This is a genomic window from Polaribacter sargassicola (assembly GCF_021991835.1).
Classification (GTDB): domain Bacteria; phylum Bacteroidota; class Bacteroidia; order Flavobacteriales; family Flavobacteriaceae; genus Polaribacter; species Polaribacter sargassicola.
In genome coordinates this window covers 536857-554696 of sequence record NZ_JAHDAU010000001.1, presented here as the reverse complement: position 1 = coordinate 554696, position 17840 = coordinate 536857, and the positions used below count along the sequence as shown (strand labels likewise).

The window sequence follows — 17840 nt, the reverse complement described above, 5'->3', positions numbered from 1 at the left end:
AATTATCCTATTTTATGTGTTCTTTAATTACTTTTTCTGTTTGCTCTAGCAATTCGTTAAAAGGTAAAGAGTTAATTTTTATTGGTTTATGAGTTTCAATTGTTATAGGACTACCTATACCTAATGGAAATTTACCATATTTAAAAACTTTCCACGAATTATTAATTGTTAAAGGTACAACATATCCTTCTTTATTAAACTTGGTCAAAACTTTTAACCCATTTATCGCAAAACTTTTAGGTTTACCTGTTTTGCTTCTTGTTCCTTCAGGAAAAATAGTTGCAGACCACTTGTTTTTATTTATATTTTTAGAAAAGTTCATCAATTCTGAAATTGCTTGTTTTGGGTCTTTTCTATCTATTAGTGCCGCACCACCGTGCCTTAAATTAAAAGATATACTTGGTATACCTTTACCTAACTCTTTTTTAGAAACAAATTTTGGTATGTGTTTTCTAAAATACCATATAATTGGTGGTATATCAAACATTGATTGATGGTTAGAAACAAATATTATTGATACATTTTTAGGGATATTTTGTTCATTTTTTACACGCACAGTAACTCCCAAAATCAATAAACTTTTAACCAAAAAAAAGTTCATAATATTCACTACTTTTTGATGACCTTTTACTCCTCCTAATTTTAATCCAATCCATTGTATGGGATGAAAAATAATTAAAAGCAAATAAAAAACTAATGCAAAAATTGGTGATAATATGTAGCTTAAAATTTTCATTATATAAACCAGTTACTCCAAGGAATCTTAGAAAGAATTAATAACAAAGCAATACCATAAAAGATTGCAAATGTTTTAAACTTATTAATAGCTTCTGTTTTCTTTTTATGTTTAGACCAACCTATTGTTATTAAAACAATGGCAATAAGCATCATTATTGGGTGTTCTACAGATAATAATCTTGCTGCTTTGTTTGCCATTACTTCTCCTGCATCACTTTTTAAAGCTTTAAACCAAGGCGACATAAAATACCAACCTAAACCTAACAATAGTTGAATATGTGATACAATTAAAGCAAATAAACCTATTCTTAAATCTTTATCTGTAAATGATTTTTTTTTAACAACTCCTGTAATAGCATTAAAAACTGCAAAGATTAAAATAGCTAATACTAAATACGCCCAATACGAATGTATATCTTTCATGATACTAATTTGATTTATAAAAACGTAAAGTTACTAATTTTATATAAAAAAAAACCACCTCTATCGAGGTGGTTTTATGAATTTTATAAATTAGAGAGTTTATTCGTTTCTTACGTAAACTCCTTCTTCTTTAATGTAATTAATAGTTATGTTATGAGAAGACCCATCGTAAACATAAATAGTAATTGCAAATTTTTGTCCTTCTTCTAAACCTGGGTAACGAGCCTCGATAACAGTATTTATTGCTGCATCAATTTGATCCTCATCCCAGTTAAAAGTACTAATGTTACCATAGTTTTCTAAGTTACCAACTGCACCAGAATAACCAGCTACATCTCTATAAGTATCTGCTATTAAAGTATAATCTGCACCTGTTAACTCATATTTAATAGTATTATCTGGCACCCAAGTTGTACCGTCATGTCCTAATTGTAAAGTAGTTTCTATAGTAGATTCATAACCTGTCCAAACACCAGAAGTAAAAGTATAAAGGTTTCCTCTTAATTGAGCTCCAGATGAACTAGAGTAATACTTGTAGATTACATCTAAAGCATCTCCTTCTTGTGCATAAGGATATTTTATACTTAAGAAAGTTGGTAAATAATCATCTGGTGAAATAGAACTACCAAAGTTATTGTATTCACCTGGTTGATCATCTCCTTCTCCCATAGAATCGAAATCTGCATCACTTAAATAGTATACATCTTCAGATAACTCCCAAGCAGAACCATCAAAAGTATAGAATTCTGCTACATCCATAGTTTCACCTTCAACACCAGAAGCTTTTAAAGAAACATCTACAATTTCATAAGTTCCTGCATCATCTACAGTAGAAATATATTTAAAGGCTATATTAATAGTTTCTCCATTATATGCTGCTAGGCTATACTCTTCAGATAAAAATTCATCCCAGCTAGTTCCATCAGGTACATTAGTTAACTCTATAACATCCCAAGTAGCTGTAGTAACATCGTCTGTATAGTCAGTTGAAATTAAAACACTAAAACCTGAAGGGTCTCCATAGTTAAAAATCTGTGTAGTTTGAAAAGTAGCGTTAGGAAAGCTAGATAAATCGATATCTGGTGATATTAACCAGTCTTCGTTTTCAAAGGTACCACCATCATAACCTGTTACTTTTGCACCATAGTTTGTACCGTACCATGTTTGGTCTCCACTAACACTAATAGCTTCATAATCTAATAAAGTACCTGCACCTGCAAAATCTGCTGAGTGAAACTCAGTAATTCCGTTTTCTGTTTCTCCAACATATTGGCTATATTTAGCTAAAACTACATCTCCTTCTTCAGCAGTTGTAAAGTTATCTTCTAAAGTAGCTGGTATATAATCTGCTGAATTTTCGTCTTGATAAAATGCTACTGCATTTTCTAAGCTTCCAGGGTAATCTGTAACTGCTAAAGAATATTCATCTGCATAAGTATAATCACTAATACCTGGTGCATTACCAATATATAATTTATATTCTATTAAAGCAGAAGAACCTTTACCCCATACAGGATATTTTTCTGTTAAAAAACCAGGAAATATTTCTTTTGCCTCATCTTCTGAGTTAAAGCTACCATATGTTAATCCAAACTCTTCATAATCTTCATCAGTAACCGTATAAGTTACGTCACCTACGATTGCTGAAGGATTTGCATCGATTTCTTCATAAATGTCTTCCATTGGGTTTTCACAAGCTGTGAATAACAATGAAAATATTGCTAATGAATAAAATATTTTTTTCATTTTGTTAATTTTTTAAAAATTAATTTTTAATCCTAAATTGTAAGTTCTTCCAAATCCAAAGTATACTAATGGATCATCAGCATCTGTAGCATCTGCAATATATTCTGTATCAAATATATTGTTAACACGAGCTGTAACAGTAGCGTCGAATTGACCTAAACTAAATCCGTGACGTAAACTTGCGTCAAAAGTACTATAGTTAGGTGCTTTCCAAGTATTATCAATCCTTTCGCTTTCTTCTTTATCCTCTCCTGTTTCAGTAAAGTTAGCACTTCCTAAGATGTTAAAGTCTGCATAAAGATTAGCAAAGTAGTTATAATCTACAGTAATACTTGTTTTATCCCAAAATTTGTATAATAAACCTAATGCAGCTGTTGTTTGTGCAGCATCGGCAACTTTTAAGTCTTTAATTAATAAATCTACTGTAGCTACTTGGTTTTGATCACCATCAAAGATTGGTGTATCTAAAATATCATTATCCCATTTCCAGTCTCCTAAAGATAACATACCTGTAACTGTTAATTTATCTGAAGGTTTGTAAGTAAAATCAAACTCTGCACCTTGATGTATTGCATCAACTCCTAAAATATTTGCTGTAAAATCATCTTGTCCTGCTACAAAACTAGGTAATGTTTCTGTAAATGTTCTATCGCTCCATTTAGTTCTGTATAAGTTTATGTTAGCTGCAAATTTTTCGCTTCTTAAACCATAACCTAATTCAATACTAAAAATCTTTTGATTTTCTGCATTCTCATTAATATCTACGTTGTTAAAGTTTGTAAAAACTGCATCAAAATCTGCTGGTCTTTCAAAGTAACCAATATTTGCGAAGATATTGTTATGGCTATCTAAATTATAGTTAGCCCCTCCTTTAATACTATATCCTTGAAAACTATATTTATCTGATGTTCTATTTTCATCTTCTGGAGTATATTGAAAATAATCTACTCTTTGGTAAGAAGTATTTTGGAAAGACGTAGAAACAAATGCATTAAAGCTATCTGCATCATATTCTAATTGACCGAAGAAACCTAACCAACCTACATTACCGTCATTATAGTAAGAATATTTATCACCTACTTGTAAAGCTGCATTTGGATTGTTAATATCAGAATCATCTAAGAAGAATTGACCTCCTAATAAATCTGTTACTTCTCTATAGTGTTTACCTGTATAAGATCTCCAGTCTACACCAGCAACTAAATTAAAGTTGTCTGAAATTTCAGTATTAAACGTAGATAAAACACCATACCATACGTGATCGTTAAAAGATGCTCTTAAAATTGCTTCAGAACCATCTGCACCGTTTGCTTGATTAATTTCAACAATATTATCTAAGTCTACTGGTTGATCATCTCCACCAATTCTAACATTAAATAAAGCTGTATTATCACCAGCGGTACCACCTCCACCACCAGAACCCCAAGAAACGTAGGCTGCAGTAGACAATGAAGATTTATCACTTATTGTCCAATAGTGGTTTAAAGAAGTTTGAGATTTGTGATAGAAGTTATCTTCTATATGAACAACTTGTCCGTTTTTATAACCCCAATCTGGGTTAAATTTATTTCCAGACTCTGCGTTTCTATAAGTTTCTATTGTACTTCTGTTTTGTCTTTGACCATGTCTTTGTGGTGCTCCAAAAGAAGTAAGAGATAATTTATGGCTTTCGTTTAATACTTTAGATAAATTTACAAAGTAATTGTAACCTTTAAATTCTGTACCATCTATATAACCTTCACCTTCAATCTTAGCAAAAGATACAGTAGCAGCAAAACCATTATCCATTAAACCTGTAGATAAAGTAAAACCAGCTTTTTGGTAACCATCGTTACCAGTAGAAGCAATAACGCTACCACCTTTTTCAATTTCAGAAGTTTTAGATAAAATATTAATTGTACCACCAATAGAAGGCACGGCAACTTTAGAAGCTCCTAAACCTCTTTGAACTTGCATTGCTGCTGTTACATCAGATAAACCAGCCCAGTTAGACCAATAAACTGCTCCGTTTTCCATATCGTTTACAGGTACACCATTAATCATTACCGCAACGTTTACAGAGTTAAACCCACGTAAGTTAATACGACCATCACCAAAACCACCACCAGATTTAGTAGCATATACCCCTGGAGTAGATTTTAAAACCTCTGGAAATTCTTGAGATCCTAATTTTCTTTCAATATCTGCAGCTTTAACAGTAGAAACTGCAACTGGAGTTTTTCTATCAATAGCAAATGATGTAGCAGTAACTACAATTTCATCTAAAGCTCCTGCATCTTCAATTAAAACAATTGTTCCTACATTAGATTTAGATGATGAAAAAGAAACTTCTTTAGCTTTAAACCCAACAAAAGAAACTACAAGGCTACCTGAGTCTGTTTTAGCATTTAAAGTGAATTTTCCATCAAAGTCTGTTGATGTTCCGTTTGTTGTACCTTTTACAACAACACTTGCGCCTGGTAATGGTTGGTTTGTATCATCTACAACCGTACCAGTAATTTTAGTTTGTCCTAAAACTGTAGCTGTTATAAAAAACAGTGCTACAAATAATAAGTTTTTAAAATTTTTCATTGTTTAATTTTATATTATTAAATGTTCTGCAAAATTGTCTCTTTTGCATTTTACGCGTGTTAACTTAATGTTAAGCTTTAACAAAAATTTAAGACGCTCAAAAATAATAAATATTTACCTAAACACTGAAAGTAAGCAATAAAAAAACCGATATAGTTATCAACAAAACACAACAAAATTAATAAAACAGTGATTTATTTTTACTAAAATAGATTTTTTACTGATTATTTAATAATTTCTTAGCTAATTCCTTTCCTAACTCAACTCCAAATTGATCGTAGCTATAAATATTCCATAAAACCCCTTGAGTAAAGATTTTATGCTCATATAAAGCAATTAACTTACCTAATGATTTTGGTGTTAATTTATCGAAAAGAATTGCATTACTTGGTCTATTCCCTTCAAAAACCTTAAAAGGTAATAGTGTATTTATTTTATCTTGATCACCAGAAAACTTTAATTCTAAATGAACTTCTTCTTTGGTTTTACCAAAAGCCAAAGCTTCCATTTGACCATAATAATTAGACATCAATTTTTTATGATGATCTGTTAAGCCATATAATGACTCTTTATAACCTATAAAATCTGTAGGTATCAATTTTGTACCTTGATGCACTAATTGCATAAATGCGTGTTGCATATTTGTACCCGTGCTTCCCCAAACAATAGTACCTGTTTGATAATCTATTTTATCTCCATTTCTATCTACTCCTTTACCATTACTTTCCATAATAGCTTGCTGTAAATAATCTGGTAATTTCTTTAAATACTGAGAGTAAGGTAAAACAGCTTCTGTTTCTGCTAAGTAAAAATTATTATACCAAACACTTATTAAGGCTAAAACAACTGGAATATTTTTATTAAATTCTGTATTTCTGTAATGAATATCCATTTCTTCTGCCCCATCTAAAAGCAACCTGTAATTATCATAACCTACAGATAAACTAATTGATAAACCAACTGCAGACCACAATGAAAAACGACCTCCAACCCAATTCCACATAGGGAAAACATTCTTTTTATCGATACCAAAACTATCTACAGCTTCTAAATTTGTAGAAACCGCCACAAAGTGTTTAGGAATATCAAAAATAGTTGCAGATTTTAAGAACCAATTTTTAAGTGTTTCTGCATTAGAAATAGTTTCTTGTGTTGTAAATGTTTTTGATACAATTACAAAAAGTGTTGTTTCTGGGTTTAATTTTTTTATTATTTCAGAAACGTGGTCTCCGTCTACATTAGACACAAAGTGTGTTGTTAATTGATTTTTATAAAATTGTAAAGATTCTACAACCATATCTGGTCCTAAATCAGAACCACCAATACCTACATTTACAATATCTGTAATAGACTTACCTGTATATCCTTTCCATTTACCAGAAATTACTTTATTAGAAAAACTTTTAATTTTTCTTAAAGCGGTTTGTATTTGTGGCTTAATATTTTTTCCATTTACTAAAACTGGCTCTTCAGATGTACTTCTTAAAGCTGTATGTAAAACAGCTCTTCCTTCTGTAGCATTAATTATTTCACCAGAAAACTGACTTTCAATAGCTTCTTTTAAACCGACTTCTTCTGCTAATTCTACCAACAAACTTAAAGTCTCTTGAGTAATTCTATTTTTAGAAAAATCCACAAGTAAATCATCTAACTCTATAGAAAAATCATCTTTTCTATTTTCATCTTTCATTAAATCTTTAATGTTGATGTTTTTATTCTCAGCAAAATGATTTGTTATTTTTTGCCATGCACTCGTAGTTGTTGGATTAATGTTTTTTAAAGCCATTTTTTTAGTTTTTTGCAATTATTTCTCTAACTTCTTCTGGTTCTTGAACAGGGATACTTTTTTTATCTAACTGATATTTTAGTGTTTTTATAAAATCAAAATACCTAGGTTTTACACTTTCTTCTAAAGGCTCTGCAGAAGGTAAATTTAATTTAGGATCTAAAGGATCTACTTGTTTTCCATTTTTCCAAAAACGATAACAAACGTGTGGTCCACCGGTATTACCTGTCATACCTACCCAACCTATAACGTCTCCTTGTTTTACATAATCTCCTTTTTTAACATTACGATTTTGCATATGTAAATATTGTGTAGAAAAAGTACTATTATGTTTTATTTTTACATACTTACCATTACCACCTCTTCTTGTAGATTCTGTTACCGTTCCGTTTGCTGTAGCAATAATGGGTGTACCAATTTTTGCTGCAAAATCGGTTCCTAAATGTGGTTTTACTTTATAGCCATAATAAGCAATTCTTCTGTTTAAATTATATCTAGAAGAAACCCTATACTGAAATTTAATAGGAGCTTTTAAAAAGAAACTACGTAACATATTTCCTTTTTCATCATAATATTCAGGAATTCCTTTTATAGTATCTGCTAAAAATTTAAAGGCATACAAATCTTCTCCTTTATGTGTAAATACTGCCGATTTAACCTCTCCATATCCTGCAAATAACGAATCGTTTATATATTTTTCTTCAAATATAATTTTAAAAGAATCTCCTTTTTGCAACTTGTAAAAATCTAAAGTCCACGCATAAATATCTGCAATTGTATTTGTTAAACTAGCAGATAAATGCAAACTATCCATTGTTACAGATAAATTAGAATCTATTACTCCTTCTACAGTTTTTACAACTTTTTTAACAGGAGTTTTATGAGTTTTTGCAATAATAACAGAGTCTTTAAAATCTATAATTGTAGAGTTTATTTTATCATGTTTATATATAAATACTTTAGCTTTTTCTGTAGAATCTTTACTCGCTAAAATAGTATAAGGTTTACCAGCTCTAACCCTTCTTACATCAAAAGTGTCTTTTATAACCTCTGCAATTTCATTAATTTTTGGATAAAAAACATGATGCCTGTCTAATATAATACCAAAACTTTCACCATTTTTAATGGTATCTTGTATAACATTAAATTCATCTAAATTATAACCAAATTTAAATACTGGCTCGGGCTTTACTATAACCGGAGGTAAAACTGTTTTTTTTACTTCTTTTTTACAAGATAAAAATGAGACAATTAAGACTAAAAGGAGAATTATTTTTTTCAAAAAATGGGCGATATTTTAATTTAGTTCTCAAAAGTACAAATAAAAATGATTTATAAGTAAGCTACAACTGTGAAGTTCCTAAAACGGTTTCGTTAAAAATTTCCTAATATTTAACAAGAGGCCCAACCAAACCTTTATAAGATTCTAATTCTGCTCTTAAAGAGCCTACTGCAAGATCTGCTTTTATTTTAACAGGCACTTTATTTTTATCATCAGTAATCCAAAGAGTAACACTTTCTTCTGCTTTAAAAACTCTACCAGATTGCACAAATGGCCTAAAAATTAGTGTTTTAATTTTTCCGAATTTTGTTCTTATAACTTCTCTACCCAAAAAACGTAATTTAAAAGGATAAATCTCAGAATCCATAAACATATCAATTGCTATTTCATCTCCTTTTTTCATATTTTCTACATCTTCGTTTCTAAGATAGTAAAAAGACGATAACATATCTTGCACATCTAAAAATGAAACAGTAGTATCTTTTTGATTGGTAAAATCTTGAATGTATGCATTATTAGATTGATAATTAAACGAAGTTATTCTATGTTTTTTATATCCACCTTCATCAATTTTTCTTTTAAAAAGGTAAGGCTTAATGGTGTCTTTATCAAAATAAGATTCGTACCTATCATCCACCTCAAAAAACCACTTTATCATACCAGATGTCCAACCAGTACCTATTGTATGAAAAACTTTTTTACCTTGATATTCTTTTTCTTCAATTTTTAAAACAGCTGTACCTGCTCTTAAAAAACCACTATAACTCATCTTATAACGCAACTCTTCTCCTCCTTTAAATGCAGATATTTTTTCTTGACAAAAAACTGTATTTAATAAAAATAAGGCAAAAAACAATAGAACACTTTTTCTCATAAAATCAAACATATAAAAAAGGATTGACAATTACTGTTCCAAAACATAAAAAAGCAAAACACTAACTATTTGTAAATGAATTTTTAACGATTTATTTAGATTTATACTCTTAAAATGTTCCCCAATTTTTTAATTCATCTTCGCTCCATAAATATGGATAAAATATTCTACGTTGATACTTTGGATGCATATATTTACGCCAACTACTTCCACCTGTAGCTTCTAAGTCTTTATCTTTTCCTCCCAAATACTTACCAGCTGCATTATAATGCGCCATTACCCATTTTACATTTACGGTATAATCATAATGCCTCATCGCTTTTATTAAATCTTCATTTTCCTGAACCTTCTTTGGCAACTGCTTAAACTTTTTAGAAAGATTTATATCATTATAATCTTCCATAAAATCTATAAAATCTCCCAAATATTTTTTCTCGAAAAGATTTAATAATGTAGATTTCTGCCCTGTAGTATAATTTTTACCTGCTGCTTGCCAATACAAATGGTTGTATGCATTTTTAAAAGAAGAATTTCTATCAATAGTATCTCTATAACGCACATCTATTAAATTAATTAGCTCTGTAGATGCAAATTCTATTTTACGATATTGTGCAGATTGAAAACCACTTGCCGGAGTTAAAGTATTTCTAAATTTTAAATATTGTTCTTTTTCCATTCCGTCTGCCATTACAGAAAAAGAACTGCATAACATATCAAAATAACGACTGATTCTATTTAAATGCATAGAAAACTTATCTGCAGAAATTTTTATTGATTTTGCTACCTGATCAATTTCCCATAAAACCATTTTAAACAACAATTCGTTTATTTGATGATACATAATAAAAACCATTTCATCTGGCTGTGTTGTTCTTGGTGTTTGTAAACCTAGCAAAGCATCTGTCTGTATATAATCCCAATAAGTTATTGGTGTACTCCACAGCAAACCCTCTAACATAGAATCTACAGGAACACCCAATTTATCATACTTTTCTTCTATTGCTTTTAAAATTTCTTCTCTATTCATAAATTGAAATTAACAAAAAAAGAACAAAGAGACACTATTATTCTCTTTGTTCTTTTCCGAAAAACTGGTTTATAAAGTTTAAAAAAACTATTTTTTTATAATTTTTATAACTTTTATTGATTCATTTACAGCAACTTTCATCACATAAATACCTTTTACGAATCACTATTCTCAATAAAAAAAGCCGAAACAATTACATTTCGGCTTTTAAATTTATCAAAGTGTTGGTTGGTTTAATCTTTCGGTAACCTTTCGTCAATCATTTTTAAAGGCATATCTCCCATCAAATCGAAAATATCTAAAATACTTCTAAATTTATCTTCTTCTTCAGATTGCTCTGTAATAAACCACTGTAAAAATATTTCCGTTGTAAAATCGTCTTCTTTTCTAGCTTGTTTAAAGATTTTAAAAATAGATTCTGTTACACTTATTTCTTGCTCTAATGAAGTTTCATAAATATCTCTTAGGCTTTCAAAATCATTATTTACATTCTGAATTTCTGGAGATATAGAAGCACCACCATTATCATTTATAAATGCAAAAATTTTCATTGCATGCTCTCTTTCTTCTTCTGCCTGCTTATAAAAAAATTCTTTACTATTTAAAAGTTCTCTTTGGTCGCACCAAGATGCCATAGCTAAATACGAAGCAGATGCATGCATTTCCATAGAGATTTGATTGTTTAGAGAATCCATCACTTCTGGATGAATAGTCATTTGTTTTCTTATAGCTGTCTTCATAATTTTCTATTTTAACTTCAAAAGTAATTGAAATTATAATCACTTCTAAATTTTAAATAAAATTTAAAGGCAATCTAAATAAGAATATGATATAAAAATGCTTAATAATTATAGAAACAGAAAGAAATTTCTTCTTTTAAATCTAATAATTTAGGGATTTCTAAAAAAAGTAAATGTTTTTTATCTGCAACAAAAAGCAAAACGTAATTTTCATTTTCAATAATTTTTTCTAAACTTTCTGGCTTAGTTAAAGAATTGATTTTATTTCTAAGTTGCAGTAATTGCGGAAAACTAAGAACCATTAACTTATCATCAACACATAATTGGTATTGACAAAAGGTAATTTTCTTTATTTGAATGTTAAATTTTACGTCGCTCAAAAAATTCATGCGGCTAAAGTAGTTATTATTTAGAATAAATAAAAATTACTTTAGAAAAAAGTATTAGTAATGTTTCATTTTAAAGAGAAACATTACTAATTAAATAAAAATTAGGTAACATTTATTACTTCATCAATTTGTGGCGCATATTTTTTTATTGTTGCCTCAACTCCATTTTTTAATGTCATTTGATTTACAGAACACCCCATACAAGCTCCTTCTAACTGAACTTTTACTACTGCATCTTCTATTGATATAAGTTTGATATTACCCCCATCACTCACCAAAAAAGGACGAATTTCTTCTAATGCTTTTTCTACATTAATAAGTGTTTCTTCTGCTGTCATAATTTAATTATTTTGTACTACATCCACTCATTGTTGTAATTCTAACAACTTCTGTTGGAGGTAAATTTTTATTTCTTTTTAATAATTGCGCAACCATTTCTTTAGTAATATTATTAAATGAACTTTCTAATAAAGTACCTTTTTGTAATGCTACCGGATGCCCAACGTCTCCTGACTCTCTTATACTTTGCACTAATGGAACTTCACCTAAAAATTTAGTATCAATATCTTCTGCTAAATTTTTTGCACCATCTTTACCAAAAATATAATACTTATTATCTGGTAATTCTTCTGGTGTAAAGTAAGCCATATTTTCTATAATCCCTAAAACTGGTACCTTAATACTATCTTGCTGAAACATTGCAACTCCTTTTTTAGCATCTGCTAAAGCTATATTTTGAGGTGTGCTAACTACAACCGCTCCATTAATAGGTAAAGCTTGCACTATAGATAAATGTACATCACCAGTTCCTGGAGGTAAATCAATCAATAAAAAGTCTAATTCTCCCCAATCAGCATCAAAAATTAATTGATTTAAAGCTTTAGAAGCCATTGGCCCTCTCCAAATTACTGCCTGATCTGGATTTGTAAAAAAACCTAAAGACAATAATTTTACTCCGTAATTTTCTATAGGTTTCATTTTAGAGCGCCCTTCTACATTTACAGAAAGCGGCTTTTGTTTTTCTACATCAAACATGATATGTTGTGATGGACCATAAACATCTGCATCTAAAACACCAACATTAAAACCCATTTTAGTTAGAGAAATTGCAGTATTAGCTGTAATTGTAGATTTACCAACACCTCCTTTACCAGAAGCTATTGCAATAATATTTTTAATATTTGGTATTTCTTTTCCTCTAATTAAGTTAGGGTTTGCCTTATTTGCTACAGGCTTTTCTACTTTAACATTGATTTTTACATCAATATTTGTATCAACTTTATTTTTTATAGCTTTAGTTATTTCTGTTTCTAACTTTTTTTTAGCTTGTAAAGTTGGGTTACTAATTGTTACATCAACTATTACTTCATCACCAAAAGCTACTACATTTGTAATATTTTTATTTTCTATTAAACTCTTACCCTCTCCTGGAGCTGTAATTGTTTCTAAAACATTATATATATCTTGTTTCTTAAAACTCATTTAAAGGTTCTAATTTTGGATTAATTCTAAGAAACAAATATACGTCTTACTTATAACATAATAAATACATTGTTACTATCTATTAAAAAACTATTTATAAAGAACAATGTAATCTTAATGTAAATTAAAAACGCAATAAATGTTAAAAACAAACTTTTTTTGATTTTTTCGACGAATGGTAGTGATTGGTTGTTAAAAAGTACTATCTTTACTATGAATTTATACATAAACATAAAACCCCCCACATTATGAAAAATTTTATTACACCTTTAGCTACGCTATTAATTACTTTAACTTTAACAATTAATTCTTACGCGCAAGACATAGCAATGGTTGAAATTGAAGAAACTGAAACTGAAATCTTTGATTCAGAATCTTCTTACACTGCACTTCAAAACGGTACTTATAGCTACAAACTAGGATCTGAAGAGATTAAAGTATCTATCGAAGGAGGTTATTACACTGAGCACCACCCAAACAATGAGTTTATAAAAGCTAAAATTAACTGGGTTGCTGCAGATGAGTATACACTTACAATTGTTGACTTGAAAAAAGACAATTTACCTTTTAAAGCTGGTACTAAATTAAGTACTAAAATTACTAAAGTAAAAGGAGATAAATATTATTATGAATCAGATTTACTTGGTTCTAATCAATCTACTTGGACTGGTAAATTTAAAAAATTAGACTAATTTTTTATCAGACTATAAAAAACTTTAATAAAAAAACACCATCAATATAATATTGATGGTGTTTTTTTATTAATACATTAAAAAAGCATAAAGCTTTAAGATAATTCTTCTATAGGATTCCACAAAACCTTTTCTAAATTTTGTATTTGATTATCGACAATAACTATCCCTTCATTTTCAAGTAATTGTTGCATTAAATTTACACCATCAAAATGATGCTTACCTGTAAGTAAACCTTTTTTATTTACAACTCTATGAGCCGGTACATCTTCTAAATCGCCAACATTATTCATGGCCCAACCAACTACTCTTGCAGATTTAGCAGCACCTAAATAAGTGGCAATTAAACCATAACTTGTAACTTTACCCGAAGGCACCAACCTTACAACCTCGTAAACCTTATCAAAAAAACTATCTGATTTTTTCATTAAACACACATTTAATCTATTATTTCAAAAAAATCAGCAGCAAATTAATACGTTTTAAAAAACTTTTAGAACTAGTAATTTAATTTAAATTTAATGTAAGTTATTGGCTTACCTATTTCTAAGTATTGATTTTCATAGAAAGTTTGTGTTTCTGTTACTTCTTTAGGTGCACCTTCATTTTTATACACTGTATGGTTTGCATATAAAATTTCATGTCCTTCTCCGTGTAACAATCCCAAAGTATAGCCATGCATAAATTCTGAATCAGTTTTTAAATTTATAACACCGTTTTCATTTAAAACACGATGATATTTCTTTAAAAAACTAGAATTTGTCATTCTGTGTTTTGTTCTTTGATATTTTATTTGTGGATCTGGAAAAGTAATCCATATCTCAGAAACCTCATTATTTGCAAAAATGAAGTCTACCAATTCTATTTGAGTTCTTACAAACGCAACGTTTGGTAAGTTTTCTTCAATTGCTGTTTTAGCTCCTCTCCAAAAACGGGCTCCTTTAATATCAATTCCTATAAAGTTTTTATCAGGGTTTTTTCTAGCAAGAGCAATCGTATACTCACCCTTACCACAACCTAACTCAACAACTATAGGATTATTATTATCAAAAAAAGAATGCCATTTACCTTTATAAGAAAAACCTGTTACAACTTCTTCTCTAGTTGGCTGAATGACATTTTTAAACGTTTCATTTTCTTTGAAACGTTTTAGTTTATTTTTGCTTCCCAATTATTTTTAAGCTTTATCTTCTGTTCCTTCTCTTTTAAAAGTAAGAGATTCTTTCATCCAATATCCTAATAAGCATAATAAAACTAGTAGAAAAAACCAGTTTACTGCATTAGAAACCCACCAACCTAAATCACCTAAGGCAACATCTAAACGTAACCACTTAAAAGGGACAAATAAAAAATCAGTAAATAAACTACCAATCCATCTAAAAATATTGCTTGCTGTCATAACTTAATTATCTTTACACTGCAAAAATAACAAAAGAAACAATGCTAGCCAATTTTTTAGAGAAATCTAAACCAATCAATTTTACTGTTTATTTATTAAGTTTTTATTGCGTCTTTTTTACATATTTTTTTAGCAACAATTTTACTTGGGCTACTGCATTAGAAAATGCATTGTGCTTTTTTCTTTTTCTATTTATTTTTTTCTTCTATAATTTTATTGTCACTAAAAATAAATTAACATTTGACCATTCTTATGCTTTTTTTCTTTTTACATTAACGTCAATATCTTTTTTACCTAAAATACTAGAAGTAAAAACCTTAGTATTACTATTAATTTACTTACTTTTTTTAAGAAAAATATATAGTTTACGTACAGATAAAAAAGTAATTCAAAAATTATTTGATAGCGGTTTTTGGCTAGGAATTTTATTTATTATTCAGCCTTATTCAATTTTATTTGTAACATTAATTTACAGTTCTAACTTGTTACAAAAAAAGGTTACAATAAACACTTTTTTAACACCAATTATTGGATTCGTTTCTCCTCTAATTATCTATTTTGCATATTTATTATGGAGTGATTCTTCACAAAGTTTTGTTCAATTGTTTTATTTCGATAACATTAACAACATCTCTTTTTATACAGAAGACAAAATTATTTGGCTTTTATCAGGAATAATATCTCTTACAATAATTGCTGTTTTCTTAAAATCTCCTAAAGCTTTATCTGTAAACAACTCTTTTAGAAAAAGTTGGATCCTTTTGATTATAAATACAATAATTGCTGTTTTTTTTGCTTTAATTATTGATGAAAAGAAAGGCTCTGATATTATTTTTTTACTAATTCCGTCATCTATAATAATTGCAAATGGTTTTGAAGTTATAGAAAAGAATATGATAAAAAATATTTTATCGGGCACGTTAATAATAGCAACTATAATTGTTTTTATACTACAATTTAGCACCGTAAGCTAAATCACCAGCATCTCCTAAACCAGGTACAATATAGCCTTTATTATTTAGCTCGTTATCTAGTGCTGCTATCCATAAATGTGTGTTTTTTGGAAAATTATTCTTAACATACTCTATTCCATCTGTAGAACCAATTACAGAAATAACATGAATCTCTTTAGGAGAACCATACTTTTTTATAGCCTCTAACACAGCAACTAAAGATTGACCAGTGGCTAACATAGGATCTGCTAACAACAAAATTTTATCATCTATAGAAGGGGAAGCAAAATACTCTACAACAATTTTAAAATCTGCATCATTATTAGGGTGATGTCTGTAAGCTGAAATAAAGGCATTTTCTGCATCATCAAAATAATTTAATAAACCTTGGTGTAATGGCAAACCTGCTCTTAAAATAGAACACAATACAATATTATTATCTGGTAATTGTTCTTCTTTGTTACCTAAAGGAGTTTCAATTTCTTTACTATAATACGTAAGTTTTTTACTTAATTCGTAGCCAAGAATTTCACCAATTCTTTCTATATTTCTCCTAAATCTAAGTGAATCTTTTTGAATATTTACATCTCTAATTTCTGAAATAAATTTATTTAGAATAGAATTCTTTTCTTGTAAGTGATGAATAGTCATATTTTATATTTTGTAATAACAAATGTAAAGTAATTGAATTAAAGTTAAATTATATCTAAAAAATTAAACTAATAAATCTTAGTTATTTCGTCTAATTAAAATTTATCCTCAAATTTGCAATAACATTTCGTAAAAATATTTTGAAAATCAATCAAAGAACATTAGCTCTTATTGCAGTTTCTATTGCTACTTTAATTTACGGTATAACTTTTACAGTTGCCAAAGACATAATGCCAAATTATGTAAAACCTTTTGGCTTAATTCTCTTAAGAGTTAGTGGTGCTGTTTTTGTATTTTGGTCTGCAGGATTTTTTGTAAAAGCAAAAAAAATAGAAAAAAAAGACTATAAAAGCTTAGCCATTGCTTCTTTCTTTGGGGTAGCTTTAAACATGCTTTGTTATTTTAAAGGATTAAATTTAACAACCCCAATTAGTGCTTCTGTAATGATGGTAACAACACCAATTATTGTACTAATTGTATCTAGTTTTTTGTATAAAGAAAAAATTATACCAAGAAAAATATTGGGTATTATTATCGGTTTAATAGGTACAGTTATTTTAATTGTTTACGGTAATAAAGACAACGGAAATGCTAATAATAGAGTTTTAGGTAATTTTTTAGTCTTTATAAATGCTGCTTCTTATGGTATTTACCTAATTTTAGCAAAAAAATTAATACATAAATACCATCCTATTGTTTTTGTAAAATGGTTTTATTTATTTGGTTTAGCATATGTTTTACCTTTTGGTTTTTTAGACTTAATGGAAGTAAGTTGGCAAGAAATGCCTACAGATATTATACTAAAAGTAGGTTTTATAATTTTATTTACAACATGTATAACTTATCTTTTTAATCTTTTTGGTTTAAAAAAATTAAAACCTACAACTGTTAGTGTTTTTATATACCTACAACCTGTAGTTGCAACAATTTATGCTTTAATAGTTGGTAGTGATGAGCTAAACCCTATAAAAATTGGTTCTACAATACTCATCTTTGCTGGTGTCTATTTAGTAACTAAACAAGTAGAAAATTCTACTAAATAAAACTATATTTGCTCTTCATCTAAAATTTTTATTTTATGATTCAA

Annotated in this window: 19 protein-coding genes; 3 read left to right on the top strand and 16 right to left on the bottom strand. The window is 28.8% G+C overall.

Annotated features, from left to right (window positions below):
- Positions 1-7: 7 nt before the first annotated feature.
- The 12 genes from KI686_RS02460 to KI686_RS02405 form a co-directional block, all read right to left on the bottom strand.
- Positions 8-736 carry a lysophospholipid acyltransferase family protein gene (locus KI686_RS02460; RefSeq protein WP_237587669.1) on the bottom strand — a complete coding sequence of 243 codons (729 nt, stop codon included), beginning with the start codon at positions 734-736 and terminating at the stop codon, positions 8-10.
- The gene (locus tag KI686_RS02455; RefSeq protein WP_237587668.1) at positions 736-1161 is read right to left on the bottom strand and encodes a hypothetical protein; all 426 of its coding nucleotides are present in this window, start codon (positions 1159-1161) and stop codon (positions 736-738) included. The genes KI686_RS02460 and KI686_RS02455 overlap by 1 nt, the downstream gene beginning before the upstream one ends.
- A gap of 99 nt (positions 1162-1260) precedes the next feature.
- Complete coding sequence (locus tag KI686_RS02450; protein ID WP_237587667.1) at positions 1261-2907, bottom strand: choice-of-anchor J domain-containing protein; 1647 nt, start codon at positions 2905-2907, stop codon at positions 1261-1263.
- Between the two features lie 12 nt (positions 2908-2919).
- Positions 2920-5478, bottom strand: coding sequence for a TonB-dependent receptor (locus KI686_RS02445; RefSeq protein WP_237587666.1), 2559 nt, complete (start codon positions 5476-5478; stop codon positions 2920-2922).
- A gap of 217 nt (positions 5479-5695) precedes the next feature.
- The gene (pgi, locus tag KI686_RS02440; RefSeq protein WP_237587665.1) at positions 5696-7264 is read right to left on the bottom strand and encodes a glucose-6-phosphate isomerase; all 1569 of its coding nucleotides are present in this window, start codon (positions 7262-7264) and stop codon (positions 5696-5698) included.
- A gap of 4 nt (positions 7265-7268) precedes the next feature.
- Positions 7269-8546, bottom strand: a complete 1278-nt coding sequence (locus KI686_RS02435) for a M23 family metallopeptidase (RefSeq protein WP_237587664.1) — start codon at positions 8544-8546, stop codon at positions 7269-7271.
- Positions 8547-8649: 103 nt separating this feature from the next.
- Positions 8650-9420, bottom strand: a complete 771-nt coding sequence (locus KI686_RS02430; RefSeq protein ID WP_237587663.1) for a DUF3108 domain-containing protein — start codon at positions 9418-9420, stop codon at positions 8650-8652.
- 109 nt (positions 9421-9529) lie between these two features.
- Positions 9530-10447, bottom strand: a complete 918-nt coding sequence (locus KI686_RS02425) for a tryptophan 2,3-dioxygenase family protein (protein WP_237587662.1) — start codon at positions 10445-10447, stop codon at positions 9530-9532.
- 233 nt (positions 10448-10680) lie between these two features.
- On the bottom strand, positions 10681-11187 hold the full coding sequence (locus KI686_RS02420) for a ferritin (protein WP_237587661.1): 507 nt from the start codon (positions 11185-11187) through the stop codon (positions 10681-10683).
- Between the two features lie 101 nt (positions 11188-11288).
- Positions 11289-11576 carry a hypothetical protein gene (locus KI686_RS02415; protein WP_237587660.1) on the bottom strand — a complete coding sequence of 96 codons (288 nt, stop codon included), beginning with the start codon at positions 11574-11576 and terminating at the stop codon, positions 11289-11291.
- 101 nt (positions 11577-11677) lie between these two features.
- Positions 11678-11914: a NifU family protein gene (locus tag KI686_RS02410; RefSeq protein ID WP_237587659.1), complete on the bottom strand. Its 237-nt coding sequence runs from the start codon at positions 11912-11914 to the stop codon at positions 11678-11680.
- Positions 11915-11921: 7 nt separating this feature from the next.
- Positions 11922-13058 (bottom strand): Mrp/NBP35 family ATP-binding protein, encoded by a 1137-nt coding sequence (locus tag KI686_RS02405; protein ID WP_237587658.1) that lies wholly within the window; start codon positions 13056-13058, stop codon positions 11922-11924.
- Between the two features lie 248 nt (positions 13059-13306).
- Here KI686_RS02405 and KI686_RS02400 point away from each other — a divergent pair, with 248 nt between their 5' ends.
- Positions 13307-13750, top strand: a complete 444-nt coding sequence (locus KI686_RS02400; RefSeq protein ID WP_237587657.1) for a hypothetical protein — start codon at positions 13307-13309, stop codon at positions 13748-13750.
- Between the two features lie 95 nt (positions 13751-13845).
- Here KI686_RS02400 and KI686_RS02395 read toward each other — a convergent pair whose 3' ends face one another.
- The 3 genes from KI686_RS02395 to KI686_RS02385 all read right to left on the bottom strand — a co-directional run bounded on the left by KI686_RS02395 (position 13846) and on the right by KI686_RS02385 (position 15149).
- On the bottom strand, positions 13846-14178 hold the full coding sequence (locus KI686_RS02395) for an MGMT family protein (protein WP_237587656.1): 333 nt from the start codon (positions 14176-14178) through the stop codon (positions 13846-13848).
- A gap of 71 nt (positions 14179-14249) precedes the next feature.
- Positions 14250-14921 carry a tRNA (guanosine(46)-N7)-methyltransferase TrmB gene (gene trmB / locus KI686_RS02390; RefSeq protein WP_237587655.1) on the bottom strand — a complete coding sequence of 224 codons (672 nt, stop codon included), beginning with the start codon at positions 14919-14921 and terminating at the stop codon, positions 14250-14252.
- A 6-nt stretch (positions 14922-14927) separates the two neighbouring features.
- A complete protein-coding gene (locus KI686_RS02385) occupies positions 14928-15149 on the bottom strand; it encodes a DUF6341 family protein (protein WP_237587654.1) in 222 nt (73 codons plus the stop codon).
- Positions 15150-15190: 41 nt separating this feature from the next.
- On the opposite strand from KI686_RS02385, the gene KI686_RS02380 reads away from it, so the two are divergent.
- Positions 15191-16123 (top strand): DUF6427 family protein, encoded by a 933-nt coding sequence (locus KI686_RS02380; RefSeq protein ID WP_237587653.1) that lies wholly within the window; start codon positions 15191-15193, stop codon positions 16121-16123.
- Here the strand turns inward: KI686_RS02380 and upp are convergent.
- Positions 16100-16753, bottom strand: a complete 654-nt coding sequence (gene upp / locus KI686_RS02375) for a uracil phosphoribosyltransferase (RefSeq protein WP_237587652.1) — start codon at positions 16751-16753, stop codon at positions 16100-16102. The genes KI686_RS02380 and upp overlap by 24 nt on opposite strands.
- Before the next feature lie 140 nt (positions 16754-16893).
- Here upp and KI686_RS02370 point away from each other — a divergent pair, with 140 nt between their 5' ends.
- Positions 16894-17796, top strand: coding sequence for a DMT family transporter (locus KI686_RS02370; RefSeq protein WP_262913956.1), 903 nt, complete (start codon positions 16894-16896; stop codon positions 17794-17796).
- Positions 17797-17840: the final 44 nt, after the last annotated feature.